General features: G+C 61.8%; 12 protein-coding genes. 6 read left to right on the forward strand and 6 right to left on the reverse strand.

The features are described 5' to 3' along the window. Position 1 precedes the first annotated feature (1 nt). Positions 2–1,201: an iron uptake system protein EfeO gene (gene efeO / locus HBN98_RS19860; protein ID WP_064587472.1), complete on the reverse strand. Its 1,200-nt coding sequence runs from the start codon at positions 1,199–1,201 to the stop codon at positions 2–4. Between the two features lie 8 nt (positions 1,202–1,209). Further along, entirely contained in the window at positions 1,210–2,061 is an 852-nt protein-coding gene (efeU, locus tag HBN98_RS19865) for an iron uptake transporter permease EfeU (RefSeq protein WP_083369158.1), read from the reverse strand. 295 nt (positions 2,062–2,356) lie between these two features. Between efeU and HBN98_RS19870 the strand changes: the two genes are divergently transcribed. From HBN98_RS19870 to HBN98_RS19895, 6 genes are all read left to right on the forward strand, one after another. Beyond that, positions 2,357–3,373, forward strand: a complete 1,017-nt coding sequence (locus HBN98_RS19870; protein ID WP_083369157.1) for an AraC family transcriptional regulator — start codon at positions 2,357–2,359, stop codon at positions 3,371–3,373. Positions 3,374–3,655: 282 nt separating this feature from the next. Continuing rightward, entirely contained in the window at positions 3,656–5,320 is a 1,665-nt protein-coding gene (locus HBN98_RS19875; protein ID WP_083369156.1) for an AMP-binding protein, read from the forward strand. A 15-nt stretch (positions 5,321–5,335) separates the two neighbouring features. Beyond that, entirely contained in the window at positions 5,336–6,097 is a 762-nt protein-coding gene (locus tag HBN98_RS19880) for an SDR family NAD(P)-dependent oxidoreductase (protein WP_083369155.1), read from the forward strand. A gap of 12 nt (positions 6,098–6,109) precedes the next feature. Continuing rightward, positions 6,110–7,303 carry an acetyl-CoA C-acyltransferase gene (locus HBN98_RS19885; RefSeq protein ID WP_083369154.1) on the forward strand — a complete coding sequence of 398 codons (1,194 nt, stop codon included), beginning with the start codon at positions 6,110–6,112 and terminating at the stop codon, positions 7,301–7,303. A gap of 132 nt (positions 7,304–7,435) precedes the next feature. Beyond that, complete coding sequence (locus HBN98_RS19890; RefSeq protein ID WP_083369153.1) at positions 7,436–8,563, forward strand: acyl-CoA dehydrogenase; 1,128 nt, start codon at positions 7,436–7,438, stop codon at positions 8,561–8,563. A gap of 15 nt (positions 8,564–8,578) precedes the next feature. Next, entirely contained in the window at positions 8,579–9,352 is a 774-nt protein-coding gene (locus HBN98_RS19895; protein ID WP_064587483.1) for an enoyl-CoA hydratase, read from the forward strand. 131 nt (positions 9,353–9,483) lie between these two features. On the opposite strand, the gene HBN98_RS19900 is transcribed toward HBN98_RS19895, so the two are convergent. The 4 genes from HBN98_RS19900 to HBN98_RS19915 form a co-directional block, all read right to left on the reverse strand. Then, positions 9,484–10,635 (reverse strand): acyl-CoA dehydrogenase family protein, encoded by a 1,152-nt coding sequence (locus HBN98_RS19900; RefSeq protein ID WP_064587485.1) that lies wholly within the window; start codon positions 10,633–10,635, stop codon positions 9,484–9,486. Positions 10,636–10,638: 3 nt separating this feature from the next. Then, positions 10,639–11,745: an enoyl-CoA hydratase/isomerase family protein gene (locus HBN98_RS19905; RefSeq protein WP_083369152.1), complete on the reverse strand. Its 1,107-nt coding sequence runs from the start codon at positions 11,743–11,745 to the stop codon at positions 10,639–10,641. A gap of 254 nt (positions 11,746–11,999) precedes the next feature. Then, positions 12,000–12,689 (reverse strand): HPP family protein, encoded by a 690-nt coding sequence (locus HBN98_RS19910; RefSeq protein ID WP_083369151.1) that lies wholly within the window; start codon positions 12,687–12,689, stop codon positions 12,000–12,002. Between the two features lie 146 nt (positions 12,690–12,835). Continuing rightward, on the reverse strand, positions 12,836–14,047 hold the full coding sequence (locus tag HBN98_RS19915; protein ID WP_222935025.1) for an MFS transporter: 1,212 nt from the start codon (positions 14,045–14,047) through the stop codon (positions 12,836–12,838). Positions 14,048–14,155: the final 108 nt, after the last annotated feature.

The raw sequence follows: 14,155 nt of genomic DNA on the forward strand, positions 1-14,155 counted from the left end.
CTTACAGGCCGGAGAGGCCGAGGGCGGGATCGATGCCATCCAGAGCGTCGGCGAGAGCCTTGGCCTTGTCGGCGATCTGTTTGCGTTGTTCGCCACTGACCGTGTCGTAAGTGGCGTAGCCGTCCTTGACCTTGAAGCTGTTCAACAGGGTGTCGAAATCGCTCAGCGCGGTATCGATTTTCGGCAGCAGCTCCGGCGCCGATTTGGTCAGCATCGGCCGCAGCAACTCGACGACCTTGTGTGCGGTTTGCAGGTTGCCGGCGAAACCGTTGAGGTCGCCGTGGCTGTAGCGTTCTTCTTCACCACTGGCAGCGCGCACGTCGGCCAGGGTGTTGAGGTTGCGCACCACGATGTTCACCAGTTGCTCCGGTGGCAGCGATTGGGCCAGCAGTTGCTGTTTGAGCGTGGTGACGTCGGCCAGCAGGCGCGCGGCGACCGGCGTCAGGCTGTCGAGACTGCGTTGCTGGAACAGCGCGTATTCAAGGCGATGGAAACCGACGAAGGCCGGATCCAGCTCACGCTTTTCGAAATAATCGGCGCGGGCATTGATGCTGTTGTCCAGTTCCGCCAGGCGTTGCGCGGCTGGGGCCAGGCGCTGGTAAGCGGCACGCGCCGGCAGGTACAGCGCCTGCGCCTGACTCAGGTCGCCGCTGGTAATCGCTTGATTTAGTGCGGTCACGGCTTTGATCAGCGCGCTGCTCTGGCTCGCCAGATACACGCGGAATTCCGACAGTGGCCCAACGAAGGCGACCATCGACGGCTTGGCCTTGGCGGCAGCGTCGGAGGCGGCGGTCGGCGTCACGTGCAGCACGCCACGCGGATTGCTCAACAATCCGCAAGTGATGGCGTAGTCGCCGGGTTGCAGGTTGGCGTTGATCACCTGACTCAGGCCCGGGGCGATGTTCTCGCGCTCTTCGATCACCAGCACGCCGTCGAGGATTTCCCATTCCACCGCCCGGTCGGAGCGGTTGACGATGCGGAAACTGGCGCGGCCGGCGGGAACCGTCAGCTCGTTCGGATCGCAGCTGTGGGCGTTGATGTTGACCACCACTTCGTCGTGGTTGTGCTGACGCTTGGCGGCGGCCATTTTCGAGGCGTAGTAGAACAAGCCGCCGGCGGCGATCATCACGACCACCGAACCGGCCACCGCCCAGCGCAAGGCGCGGGGAGGCGAGGCCTGAGGAATATTAGGCTTTGACATGGGTGCCCTTATTGGCTGGAAACGGAAGACGATTGGCCGGCTGCGTTGGCACTGGAGGGCGGCGCGGGCAGGAAGAACATCACCAGTGCCACCAGCAGATAAATCAGATACGCACCGAGGGTGCTGACGGTCGGCGCATCCTGATAACCGAACATGCCGGCCAGCACCGAGCCCAGCGGGCCATCCATCGGCAGCGTCGCGCTGAAGTCGAACAGCACGGTTTGCAGGTGATTCCACACGCCGGCTTCATGCAGCGCCTGCACCGAATTGGCGAGGATCCCGGCGGCGACCACGAGGATGAACAGCCCGGTCCACTTGAAGAACGCCGACAGGTTCAGGCGCATGCTGCCGCTGTAGATCAGAAAGCCGACGACGGTTGCCAGCACTAGGCCAAGCAGGGCGCCAATCGGCGCGCTCGGGCCTTCGCTCTGCTGGAACACCGCGAGCAGGAAGAACACGGTCTCCAGGCCTTCACGGGCTACGGCGAAAAACACCATGGCGATCAGCGCGATCACCTGATGCCTGGAAGAGGTCAGGGCATGGTCCAGCGAAGCTTGCAGCGAATGCTTGATCGAACGCGCGACCTTGCGCATCCAGAACACCATCGAGCTGAGAATGCCCACGGCGACCAGACCGACTACACCTTCGAACAATTCCTGCTGTTTTTGCGGGAATTCGGCGCTGACCAGTTCCAGACCACCGCCGACCAGCAGCGCCAGCGCAGCGGCGAGAAACACGCCGATCCACACCGCCGGCATCCATTGGCCTCGACCGGTTTGTTGCAGGTAGCTGGCGATGATGCCAACGATCAGGGCGGCTTCAATGCCTTCACGCAGCATGATCAGAAAGGGAACGAGCATTGCGGCAACCACGAGTCATTTAGATAGGTGGCTAAGTTGTAACATAATGACACTCATTCCCAAATGGGGATGGTTGACATTTACCTGAACATTCGCTGAACAGCGCGTTTTTTATCCAGCCACTGTTCAACCTTGTGGGAGCGAGCCTGCTCGCGAATGCGTGGCGTCAGTCGGCACAGTTTTTACTGATCCACCGCTTTCGCGAGCAGGCTCGCTCCCACAGGATCGGTGTTGTGCTGAGGATGGCTGCGTTAAAATGCCCGTCACTCGAAAACAACAAGGCCTGCCTCGCTCCATGTCGGAAAAAGACACCATCGCCGTGCAACTGGTGCGTGAAGCGCTGCTGCAAAGTTGTGCCCCGGGCGGGCCCACGGAAGACGTCTTGAACAAGGTCGGTATCGATTCCACCTTGCTGCAAAGCGCAGCGGGCCGGGTACCCGCCTCGCAATACGCGAAACTCTGGCGCTTGCTGGCCCGCCGTGGCGATGACGAGTTCTTCGGCATGGACCCGCGTCAGCTCAAGTCCGGCAGCCTCGAATTCCTCTGTCGCAGCGCCATGGCGCAACCGACCCTGGCCGCCGGCCTGAGCATGGGCCTGAGTTTCCTCTCGTTGATGCTGGAAAAAATGCCCGCGCAACTGGTGCACCAGCAAAGCCTGGCGGAAATCGTCCTGCTCGAAGACGACCCCGAACCGCGCCGCGCTTTCACCTATTTCACTTATTGGATGATCGTCCACGGCGTGGCCTGCTGGCTGGCGGGGCGGCGGATTCCGATTCTGGCGATTGAATTGCGCTGTCCGGCGCCGGATTTCACCGATGACTACCGGGTGATGTTCTCGGAAAACCTGCGTTTCGACCGTCCACGCACGCGGATGATTTTCGCCGCCGACTGCCTGGATCTGCCGATCAAGCGCAGCGCCGAAGAGTTGAAGCGTTTTCTGGCCCACGCGCCGGCGAACATCCTGGTGAAATACCGCGATCCGGAAAGCCTTGCCAGCCGGATCAAACAGGACCTGCGCCAGTTGTCCGCCGAGCAGTGGCCGGAAACCGAGGCCCTCGCGCAACAATTGTGCATGTCCGCCTCAACTTTGCGTCGACGGTTGTCGGAGGAAGGGCAGACTTATCAAGGCCTCAAGGACAGCGTGCGCAAGGAACTGGCGATCACCTGGCTGGCGGAACCGTCGATAAGTTTCGTCGAGATCGCCACACGGCTGGGGTTTGCCGATGCGAGCTCGTTCTACAAGGCCTTTCGCAAGTGGTCGGGGTCGAATCCGGGGCATTACCGTACGTTGATCCTTAACGAAGCGGTCTGATCCGGATTTTGTGGTGACCGATCCTGCCTCTTCGCGAGCAGGCTCGCTCCCACAATGTGCAATGCATTCCAGAGTAACCCCCATCGACTATTTGCAATGCATTCCCTGTGGGAGCGAGCCTGCTCGCGAAAGCGTCCGCTCAGGCGCTACATGACTTGCCCCTTGGCCAAACCAATCAGCCAGATTGACAGCTTTGACCATTGCCCCAAGCCCTGCGCAGCGCGACTATCCCTGTGTTGTTTACGGTTCCCAGCCTAATAAAAACACAGAGGGATTCTGGCAATGCGCGATTACTTGTCTGCCACCGAACAGTTCAACTATCAGCACACTGTGGACGCTGCGCTCAGCGGCACGCTGGAGGCGCTCAACGCCTGTGTCGAATGTTGCGACCGTCACGCCTTGCCGGGGCGCATCGCGCTGTTCTGGGAGGGCCGCGACGGCGCCAGTGCGACGTACACTTTCAGCGAACTGCAGGATAAAGCCGCGCGTTTTGCCAATTTCCTCCTCGCCCAAGGCGTGCAGAAGGGTGACAAGGTCGCCGGCCTGCTGCCGCGCAATATCGAATTGCTCATTACCGTGTTCGCCACCTGGCGCATCGGCGCGGTGTATCAGCCGCTGTTCACTGCGTTCGGCCCCAAGGCCATTGAACATCGCCTGAACAGTTCCGGCGCCAAAGTGGTGGTCACCGATGCGACCAACCGGCCGAAACTCGCGGAAGTCGCCGACTGCCCGACCCTGGTCACCGTCGGCGGCGCCAAGGGCCAGGGCGTCGTTCGTGGCGACTTCAGTTTCTGGGCCGAGCTGCCCAACCATTCCAACGTCTGCGAACCGGCGATGCTAACGGGCGAAGACCCGTTTCTGCTGATGTTCACCTCGGGCACCACCGGCCCGTCGAAAGCGCTTTCGGTGCCGCTCAAGGCCATCGTCGCGTTCCAGAGCTACACCCGCGACGCGGTGGATCTGCGCCCCGAGGATTCGTTCTGGAACGTTGCCGATCCGGGCTGGGCCTACGGCATCTATTTCGGCGTCACCGGGCCGATGGCGATGGGGCACCCGATCACTTTTTACGATGGCCCGTTCACCCTCGAAAGCACCTGCCGGGTCATCAACAAATACGGCATCACCAACCTCACCGGCTCGCCAACCGCGTATCGCCTGTTGATTGCTGGCGGCAATGAGTTCGCCAAGTCGATCAAGGGCAAGCTGCGCATTGTCAGCAGCGCCGGCGAGCCGCTGAACCCGGAAGTGATCCGCTGGTTTGCCGACAACCTCGGCGTGGTCATCCACGACCATTACGGCCAGACCGAACTGGGCATGGTCCTGTGCAACCACCACGGCCTGCAGCACCCGATCCACCTCGGCGCCGCTGGTTTCGCCTCGCCGGGCCATCGCATCGTGGTGCTCGACGAGCAGTACAACGAACTCGGCGTCGGCCAGCCCGGCATTCTCGCCATCGACCGCACGCAATCGCCAATGTGCTGGTTCGGCGGCTATGAAGGCGTGCCGACCAAGGCCTTCGTCGGCAACTACTACCTGAGCGGCGACACCGTGGAGTGGAACCCCGACGGCAGCATCAGCTTCGTTGGCCGCAGCGATGATGTGATCACCACCTCGGGCTACCGCGTCGGGCCGTTCGACGTCGAAAGCGCGTTGATCGAACACCCGGCCGTGGTCGAGGCGGCGGTAGTCGGCAAACCGGACCCGGAACGCACCGAACTGGTCAAAGCCTTTGTCGTGCTCAACCCGCAATACCGCGCCGAACCGGCGCTGGCCGAAGAGTTGCGGCAACACGTGCGCAAGCGTCTGGCCGCGCACTCGTACCCGCGGGAAATCGAATTTGTCAGCGAATTGCCCAAGACCCCAAGTGGCAAATTGCAGCGCTTTATCTTGCGCAACCAGGAAATCGCCAAGGCTCAAGAGGCCGCGGCGCATAACGTTTCAGCTTGAATCAGGAAGTCAGTCATGCAGATCGAGAACAAGGTTTTTATCGTCACCGGCGGCGCGTCCGGCCTGGGCGCGGCCACCGCTGAGTTGCTGGTCAATGCCGGCGCCAAAGTCATGCTGGTGGACCTGAACGCCGAAGCGCTTGCCGCCCAGGCCCAGCGCCTCGGCGCGCACAGCGTTGTGGCGGACATCAGCAATGAAGCCGCCGCCGAGGCCGCGGTGCAGGCCACGGTCAAAGCCTTTGGCAGTCTCAACGGTCTGGTCAACTGCGCCGGCATCGTACGGGGCGAGAAGATCCTCGGCAAGAACGGCCCGCATGCGCTGAGCAGTTTTGCCCAGGTGATCAACGTCAACCTGATCGGCAGCTTCAACATGCTGCGCCTGGCCGCAGCCGCCATCGCCGAAAGCGAAGCGAATGCCGACGGCGAGCGCGGGGTGATCATCAACACCGCCTCGGTGGCGGCGTTTGACGGTCAGATCGGCCAGGCCGCGTATTCCGCGTCCAAAGGTGCGATTGCCAGCCTGACCCTGCCGGCCGCCCGTGAACTGGCGCGCTTCGGCATCCGCGTGATGACCATCGCCCCGGGCATTTTCGAAACCCCGATGATGGCTGGCATGACCCCGGAAGTGCGCGAATCGCTGGCCGCTGGCGTGCCGTTCCCGCCGCGCCTGGGTAAACCTGCCGAGTACGCCGCGCTGGTTCGGCATATCATCGAAAACAGCATGCTCAATGGCGAGGTGATCCGTCTCGACGGCGCCTTGCGCATGGCCGCCAAGTAAGGAGGATTTGTCATGACTATTTCCAACGATCCGATTGTCATCGTCAGCGCCGTCCGCACCCCGATGGGTGGTTTTCAGGGCGAACTGAAAAGCCTCACCGCCCCGCAACTCGGCGCCGCCGCGATCAAGGCCGCCGTTGAACGCGCAGGCGTCGCCAGCGATGCGGTCGACGAAGTCCTGTTCGGTTGCGTATTGCCCGCCGGCCTCGGCCAGGCGCCTGCGCGCCAGGCGGCACTCGGTGCCGGGCTGGATAAATCGACGCGCTGCACCACCGTCAACAAGATGTGCGGCTCGGGCATGGAAACCACCATCCTCGCTCACGACATGCTGCTGGCCGGCAGCGCCGATGTGGTGATCGCCGGCGGCATGGAAAGCATGTCCAACTCGCCGTACCTGCTGGACCGGGCCCGCGCCGGTTACCGCATGGGCCATGGTCGGGTGCTCGATTCGATGTTCCTCGACGGTCTCGAAGACGCCTACGACAAAGGGCGCCTGATGGGCACCTTCGCCGAAGACTGCGCCGAAACCAACCACTTCAGCCGGGAAGCGCAGGATGCCTTTGCCATCGCCTCGACCACCCGCGCCCAGCAGGCAATCAAGGACGGCAGCTTCAAGGCCGAGATCGTCCCGTTGACCGTGACCGTCGGCAAGGAACAGGTGCTGATCAGTCACGACGAGCAGCCGCCGAAAGCCAAGCTGGACAAGGTCGCCTCGCTGAAACCGGCGTTCCGCGAAGGCGGCACCGTGACCGCGGCCAACTCCAGCTCGATCTCCGATGGCGCGGCGGCACTGGTGCTGATGCGCCAGTCGCAGGCGCAGAAACTCGGACTGAAACCGCTGGCGGTGATTCACGGTCACGCGGCGTTTGCCGACACTCCAGGTTTGTTCCCGGTGGCGCCGATTGGCGCGATCAAGAAGCTGATCAAGAAGACCGGCTGGGCGCTGGATCAGGTTGATCTGTTTGAAGTCAACGAAGCATTCGCCGTGGTGGCGATGGCCGCAATGACCCACCTGGAAATCCCCCACGACAAGCTCAACGTGCATGGCGGCGCCTGCGCGCTGGGCCATCCGATCGGTGCTTCGGGTGCGCGGATTCTGGTGACGTTGCTCTCGGCTTTGCGCCAGAAAGGCCTGAAGCGCGGGATTGCGGCAATTTGCATCGGCGGCGGAGAAGCCACGGCCATGGCTGTGGAATGCGTTTACTAAACACGCGGACTCTGTAGGAGCTGCCGCAGGCTGCGATCTTTTGCTGTTGTTTTTAAAAATCAAAGTCAAAAGATCGCAGCCTGCGGCAGCTCCTACAAAGGTGAGTGTTGCGATTCAATTTAAGGATTCACCATGATTCCCAACGAAGACCAAACCCAGATCCGCGACATGGCCCGGCAGTTCGCCGAGGAACGGCTGAAGCCGTTCGCCGCCGAGTGGGATCGTGAGCACCGTTTCCCCAAGGAAGCCATCGGCGAGATGGCCGAGCTGGGCTTTTTCGGCATGCTCGTGCCCGAGCAGTGGGGCGGCTGTGACACCGGCTATCTGGCCTACGCCATGGCCCTGGAAGAAATCGCCGCCGGCGACGGCGCCTGCTCGACCATCATGAGCGTGCACAACTCGGTGGGTTGCGTGCCGATCCTCAAGTTCGGCAACGATGACCAGCGCGAACGTTTCCTCAAGCCGCTGGCCAGCGGCGCCATGCTCGGCGCGTTTGCCCTGACCGAACCGCAGGCCGGTTCCGACGCCAGCAGCCTGAAAACCCGCGCACGGCTGGACGGCGATCACTACGTGCTCAACGGCTGCAAACAGTTCATCACCTCTGGGCAGAACGCCGGGATCGTGATCGTGTTTGCAGTGACCGACCCGAGTGCCGGCAAGCGCGGCATTACGGCGTTCATCGTGCCCACCGATTCGCCGGGCTATAAAGTCGCCCGGGTCGAAGACAAACTCGGCCAGCACGCGTCGGACACCTGCCAGATCCTCTTTGAAGACGTCAAAGTGCCCGTCGCCAATCGTCTGGGCGAAGAGGGCGAGGGCTACAAGATTGCTCTGGCCAACCTTGAAGGTGGCCGCGTCGGCATTGCTTCGCAAGCGGTGGGCATGGCCCGTGCCGCGTTCGAAGCGGCGCGCGATTACGCCCGTGAGCGCGACACCTTTGGCAAACCGATCATCGAGCACCAGGCCGTGGCGTTCCGCCTCGCCGACATGGCCACGCAGATTGCCGTCGCCCGGCAGATGGTGCATTACGCCGCCGCCCTGCGTGACAGCGGGCAGCCAGCGCTGGTCGAGGCTTCGATGGCGAAACTGTTCGCCTCGGAAATGGCCGAGAAGGTCTGCTCGATGGCGTTGCAGACGCTGGGCGGTTACGGTTACCTCAACGACTTCCCGCTGGAACGCATCTACCGCGACGTGCGCGTCTGCCAGATCTACGAAGGCACCAGCGACATTCAGCGCATGGTTATTTCGCGCAATCTCTGACAAGGAATTTTGCCCATGACTTACGAAACGATTCTGCTGGAACACCATGGCCGCGTCGGCCTGATCACCCTCAACCGCCCGCAGGCACTGAACGCGTTGAACGCGCAACTGGTCAGCGAAGTGAACCACGCCCTCGACGGTCTGGAAGCGGATGCGAACATCGGCTGCATCGTCATCACCGGTTCGAAAAAAGCCTTCGCCGCCGGTGCCGACATCAAGGAAATGGCCGAGCTGACCTATCCGCAGATCTACATGGACGACCTGTTCAGCGACAGCGACCGTGTCGCCAACCGGCGTAAGCCGATCATCGCCGCGGTCAACGGCTTCGCCCTCGGTGGCGGCTGTGAACTGGCGCTGATGTGCGACTTCATTCTGGCCGGCGACAATGCCAGATTCGGTCAACCGGAAATCAACCTCGGCGTGCTCCCGGGCATGGGCGGCACCCAACGCCTGACCCGCGCCGTGGGCAAGGCCAAGGCCATGGAAATGTGCCTGAGCGGGCGCCTGATCGATGCGGTGGAAGCCGAGCGCTGTGGCATCGTCGCGCGGATCGTGCCGAGTGATGAGTTGCTCGACGAAGCGCTGAAAGTCGCGGCGGTGATCGCCAGCAAATCGCTGCCGATTGCGATGATGGTCAAGGAAAGCGTGAACCGCGCCTTTGAGGTCAATTTGACTGAAGGCGTGCGCTTCGAGCGCCGGGTGTTCCACGCGGCGTTTGCCACCCAGGATCAGAAGGAAGGGATGGCGGCGTTTGTGGCGAAGCGGGCGCCGGAGTTTACCGGCAAGTAATACTGCTTTCTCACTGACACCATCGCGGGCTTGCTTGCGAAGCTAGTGAGGCAACATCAAAAGATCGCAGCCTTCGGCAGCTCCTACAGGAAAACAGTGTAGGCGCTGCCGAAGGCTGCGATCTTTTGCTTTTACAGCGAGTAGTTCTTCAGCTCCCGCGCAATCACCATCCGCTGAATCTCGCTCGAGCCTTCATAGATCTGGGTAATCCGCGCATCGCGGTAATACTTCTCGACCGGATAGTCCTCCAGATACCCGTACCCGCCATGAATCTGAATTGCCGAGGAGCAGACTTTCTCGGCCATCTCCGACGCGAACAGCTTGGCCTGTGAGGCTTCCGACAGGCACGGTTTGCCCGCCGTGCGCAGGCGCGCTGCGTGGAGGATCATCAAGCGCGCGGCGTTGATTTGCATGTGCATGTCGGCCAGCAGGTTGGCGATGCTCTGGTGCTCATTGATCGGCTTGCCGAACTGGATGCGATCGCGGGAATACACCAGCGCCGCTTCAAATGCCGCCCGGGCGATGCCCAAAGCTTGCGCGGCGATGCCGATGCGGCCGCCTTCGAGGTTGGACAGGGCAATCGCCAGGCCTTTGCCGCGCTCGCCGAGCAGGTTGGCCTCGGGAATGCTGCAGTTGTTGAGCGTCACTGCACAGGTGTCGGAGGCGCGGATGCCCATCTTGTGTTCGGTGCGATCGACGATGAAGCCCGGCGTATCGGTGGGCACCAGGAACGCGGAAATGCCTTTCTTGCCCAGGTCCGGGTCGGTTACTGCAAACACGATCGCCAGTTTCGCCCGTTTGCCGTTGCTGACGAATTGCTTGGCGCCGTTGATCACCCATTGGCCGTCGCGCAGTTCGGCGCGGGTGCGCAGGTTGTGCGCTTCGGAACCGGCCTGTGGTTCGGTCAGGCAGAAGCAGCCGATCACCTGACCGCTGGCAAGGTCGGCCAGCCAGGTCCGTTTTTGCTCTTCGCTGCCGTAGTTCATGACCGGGCCGCAACCCACCGAGTTGTGGATGCTCATGAACGCGCCGGTCGCGCCGTCGCCGGCAGAAATCTCTTCCACCGCCAAGGCGTACGCGACGTAATCGACGTAAGTGCCGCCCCATTCCTCGGGCACCACCATGCCCAGCAGGCCCAGTTCGCCCATCTTCGCCACCAGGCCATCGTCGATCCAGCCGGCCTTTTCCCACGCTTGCGCATGAGGCGCGATTTCGCCACGGGCAAAGTCCCGGGCCATGTCGCGGATCATCACTTGTTCTTCAGTCAGTTCGAGATCGTGCATGGCTCAGTTCCCGCTCTCAGCAAAACCGTGGAAAAAACTTGCGACGTGCCCGGCGTCCAGCGCAGCGAGGGTCGGCGGGTTCCAGCGTGGTGTCTTGTCTTTGTCGATCAGCAGGGCGCGCACGCCTTCGATCAGGTCGCCGCGCTCGAACCACTGGCGGTCCAGATGCAGTTCAAGGGCAAAGCAATGTTCCAGGCTCAACTGGCGGCCGCGCCGAAGCATTTCCAGGGTCACCGCCATCGCCAGCGGCGAGCGGGTCTGCAGCAGGTCGGCGGTGGCAATTGCCCACGCATGGCTGTCGGCAACCGTCACCGCGCGCAGCTGCTCGACGATGCTCGGCACGTCCGGCAGGGCGAAGAAGTGGTCGATGGCCGGACGCAGTGCCTCCAGCGGTGCATCGGCCAGGGTTTGCACGCCGTTTTTGGCAAGCAGGCTCTGCAGGTCCTTGAGCGGCGTGTCGTGCCATTCCAGGTGATCGAGTTGCTCGTCCAGGCTCGGCAGTTTGCAGCTGTCGACGTACCAGTCGGCCAGTCCGCAATACAGCGCATCGGCCGCACGAATCTGCACGCCACTGACGCCCAGATAGATCCCCAGTTCACCGGGAATCCGCGAGAGGAAATAGCTGCCGCCGACATCCGGGAAATAACCGATGGCCACTTCGGGCATTGCCAGACGACTCTTCTCGGTCACCACCCGCAGATCCGCACCCTGCACCAGGCCCATGCCGCCGCCGAGGACGAAACCGTCCATCAAGGCCAACACCGGTTTGCGGTAGTGATGAATCGTCAGGTCGAGGGCGTATTCCTCGACAAAGAAATCTTCGTGCAGCGTGTCACCGTTTTTGAAGCTGTCATACAGCGAACGGATATCGCCGCCGGCGCAGAAAGCCTTTTCCCCGGCACCGCGCAACACCACGGCGTGCACATTGGCGTCAGCGGCCCAAGCGTCGAGTTGGCGCTGCAACTGGCGAACCATGTCGAGGGTAATGGCGTTGAGACCGGCGGGGCGATTGAGGGTCAGGTGACCGATGTGATTGCGAACCTCGGCCAGCACTTCGTTTTGCGTGGCATCCATGGACGTTGTCCGCGGGGATGAAGCCTGAGCAGTCATCACTAACTCCCTGCTTTTATTGTCTTTATTCGAGAAGCTCGCGCGCGAGCGTTGACGGATCGTAACAGTGCAAATTTGCCGTGTACAACCGGGATATGTGCAGGGGGAGTTTGCGTTTTTGCAGCAGGTTGCGGATTGCCTTTGTGGCGAGGGAGCTTGCTCCCGCCGGGCTGCGAAGCGGCCAGACACTGCGGTTTTACGACTGCTGCGCAGCCGAGCGGGAGCAAGCTCCCTCGCCACAGAGATTCAGGTGCTTATCGGGTGAAAACTTCACCGATGCTGCGCCGCCTGGCGTGCAGTTCGCTGGCATGAATCAGTTGTTCGAGGTCTTCAGGGGTGACATCGATAAACGCTTCCATGTCAGCCAGGGCCAGTTTCAAGTCAGCGGCAGTGATCGCCTGAGTATCCACCGGCACCAATGCCGGCGCTGGCTCGGCCGGGCGTTTCGGGTAGCGGATGCGCGTCAGGTTGTTGTAGGCCAACGCGCTGAGCAGCATGCACGCGGCGGCGAGCATCACCGGCTCCATGGCTTTCCAGTCCAGGGCGAGGGTGGCGGGATCGGCCAGCACCAGCGTCAGCGCGAGCGCACCGGCGGGTGGGTGCAGGCAGCGCAGCCAGCACATCAGGATCAGCGCCATGCCTGCCGCCAGGCACGCACTGCCCAGCGTTCGACCCAGCACGTGGGCCACCAGCAACGCGACAACGCTTGCGCACAGGTAGCCGCCGATGATCGACCAGGGCTGAGCGAGGGCGCCAGAAGACACGGCAAACAGCAACACGGCTGAGGCGCCCAAAGGCCCGATCAGGTGGTACGCAACCTCGATGCCGAACACCTGACTGCACGCCCAGACGCTGAACAAGGTGCCCAGCGCCATGCCGATGGCGGCGCGGCTCCATTCGGTGGGGCGGGTGTTGATGGCGGCGGGCAACCAGCGAGCGAGCATGTGAATCGGGTCCTTGCGGTAAATTCGGGGCAAAAAAAAGGACTTGTCCGTTTCGGAAAGTCCTCGAAGTGTTCCAACTATTGGGGGAGGAACGCGCACAGTGTGCCGTGCAAAGTCGATGCTGACAAATTCATATTAATGCTGCTTCAGTGCATTATTTTTGATGCTGATGCCGCGCGTCTTCCGCTCATGAAGCACAAAAACCCACCCATCGCGGTCAACCCGCTCAATGCATAGAACATCGTCGGTGCCGGGGTGTGCATCAGCAAAAAACCACAGATCACCGGACTTAGCGCACCGCCCAGCGCCGCCAGATTCTGCGCCCCGTAATAGCTGCCACGCAGTTCTTCCGGAGCCAGGGTGTCGACGAACAAAAACTCCGAGGGATAAATGATCATTTCGCCGAGGGTGAAAATGAACATTGCAATGCACCAGGTGAGCAGGCTGTTGGCCAGACTGAAACCGATCAAGCCCAGGATGAACAGACTGGTGCCGGCAGCGATCCAGTAGCGCAACTTCTCGCGACTGAGAAAGCGCCCGATCTGGTATTGCAGCAGGATCACCGTGATCGCGTTGCAGGCAAGCAGGGCCGCCATGGTCTGCAGGGCATTCTTCGAGTCCTCGGTCACCAGCAGGTATTGCGACAGGTACAGGGTGAACCGCCCGTGCACCACGGTGCTGAGCAGGCAACCGCAGGTGAACATGATCAGCGTGCGGTCGTTTTTCAGGGTGATCAGGGTTTTCAGAAAGCTCTGCGGTTGGCCAATGGCGGTCACCGGGTTGGAATCCCTGGGAATCCCGCTCATCAGGAACACGCTGCCAAAAGCTATCGCGGCGGCGATCAGGAACGGCGCAATCGGATAGACCCCGGCAATCACCACACCGAGCATCGGCCCGGTGGCGTAACCGATATTGGTCAGTGTGTAGCGCAGGGAAAACGCCTTGGCCCGCTGACTCATGGGCAGGTTTTCACTGAGGATCGCCTTGGAGCCGATCAGAAACAACGCCGACGCGGTTTCGGTGATGATCAGGGTGACGGTGGTCAGGTAAAGATTCTGGGCGAAGGTCAGCAGGACAAATCCCACGGCGCTGGACAGCATGGCGAGAATCAGCAGCCGGCGCTTTTCCAGACGATCGATGATGTAGCCGCCATACAGCGCGAGCAGGGTCGCGATGAACACCGCGATGCCCAGCAACAGGCCGACATCCTGCTGATTGAGGCCGAGTTTGTTGCTCAGGAACAGGGTGAGCAGCGGACTGGTGATGGCGCGGCTGACCACGATGGTCAGCGAGACGATCATCAGGCGGCGGATAACGAGCGAGTAGGTGGCCACGGTGGGGCGAATGTCCTTATTCAGTTGTTTTTCATTCGGCTGGGCAGGGTGTCGCTTCCATCGCTGGCAAGCCAGCTCCCACAAGGATCTACAGTGCCCACAACGGTCATGTCAACGCTGTCGAGGATGTGC

Origin of the sequence: Pseudomonas koreensis (assembly GCF_012986595.1) — a bacterium.
Taxonomy (GTDB): domain Bacteria; phylum Pseudomonadota; class Gammaproteobacteria; order Pseudomonadales; family Pseudomonadaceae; genus Aquipseudomonas; species Aquipseudomonas koreensis.

Bases quoted from the DNA above. Each gene is read 5' to 3' on its own strand.
- efeO (WP_064587472.1), bottom strand. From the start codon at position 1,201: ATGTCAAAGCCTAATATTCCTCAGGCCTCGCCTCCCCGCGCCTTGCGC.
- efeU (WP_083369158.1), bottom strand. From the start codon at position 2,061: ATGCTCGTTCCCTTTCTGATCATGCTGCGTGAAGGCATTGAAGCCGCC.
- HBN98_RS19870 (WP_083369157.1), top strand. From the start codon at position 2,357: ATGTCGGAAAAAGACACCATCGCCGTGCAACTGGTGCGTGAAGCGCTG.
- HBN98_RS19875 (WP_083369156.1), top strand. From the start codon at position 3,656: ATGCGCGATTACTTGTCTGCCACCGAACAGTTCAACTATCAGCACACT.
- HBN98_RS19880 (WP_083369155.1), top strand. From the start codon at position 5,336: ATGCAGATCGAGAACAAGGTTTTTATCGTCACCGGCGGCGCGTCCGGC.
- HBN98_RS19885 (WP_083369154.1), top strand. From the start codon at position 6,110: ATGACTATTTCCAACGATCCGATTGTCATCGTCAGCGCCGTCCGCACC.
- HBN98_RS19890 (WP_083369153.1), top strand. From the start codon at position 7,436: ATGATTCCCAACGAAGACCAAACCCAGATCCGCGACATGGCCCGGCAG.
- HBN98_RS19895 (WP_064587483.1), top strand. From the start codon at position 8,579: ATGACTTACGAAACGATTCTGCTGGAACACCATGGCCGCGTCGGCCTG.
- HBN98_RS19900 (WP_064587485.1), bottom strand. From the start codon at position 10,635: ATGCACGATCTCGAACTGACTGAAGAACAAGTGATGATCCGCGACATG.
- HBN98_RS19905 (WP_083369152.1), bottom strand. From the start codon at position 11,745: ATGACTGCTCAGGCTTCATCCCCGCGGACAACGTCCATGGATGCCACG.
- HBN98_RS19910 (WP_083369151.1), bottom strand. From the start codon at position 12,689: ATGCTCGCTCGCTGGTTGCCCGCCGCCATCAACACCCGCCCCACCGAA.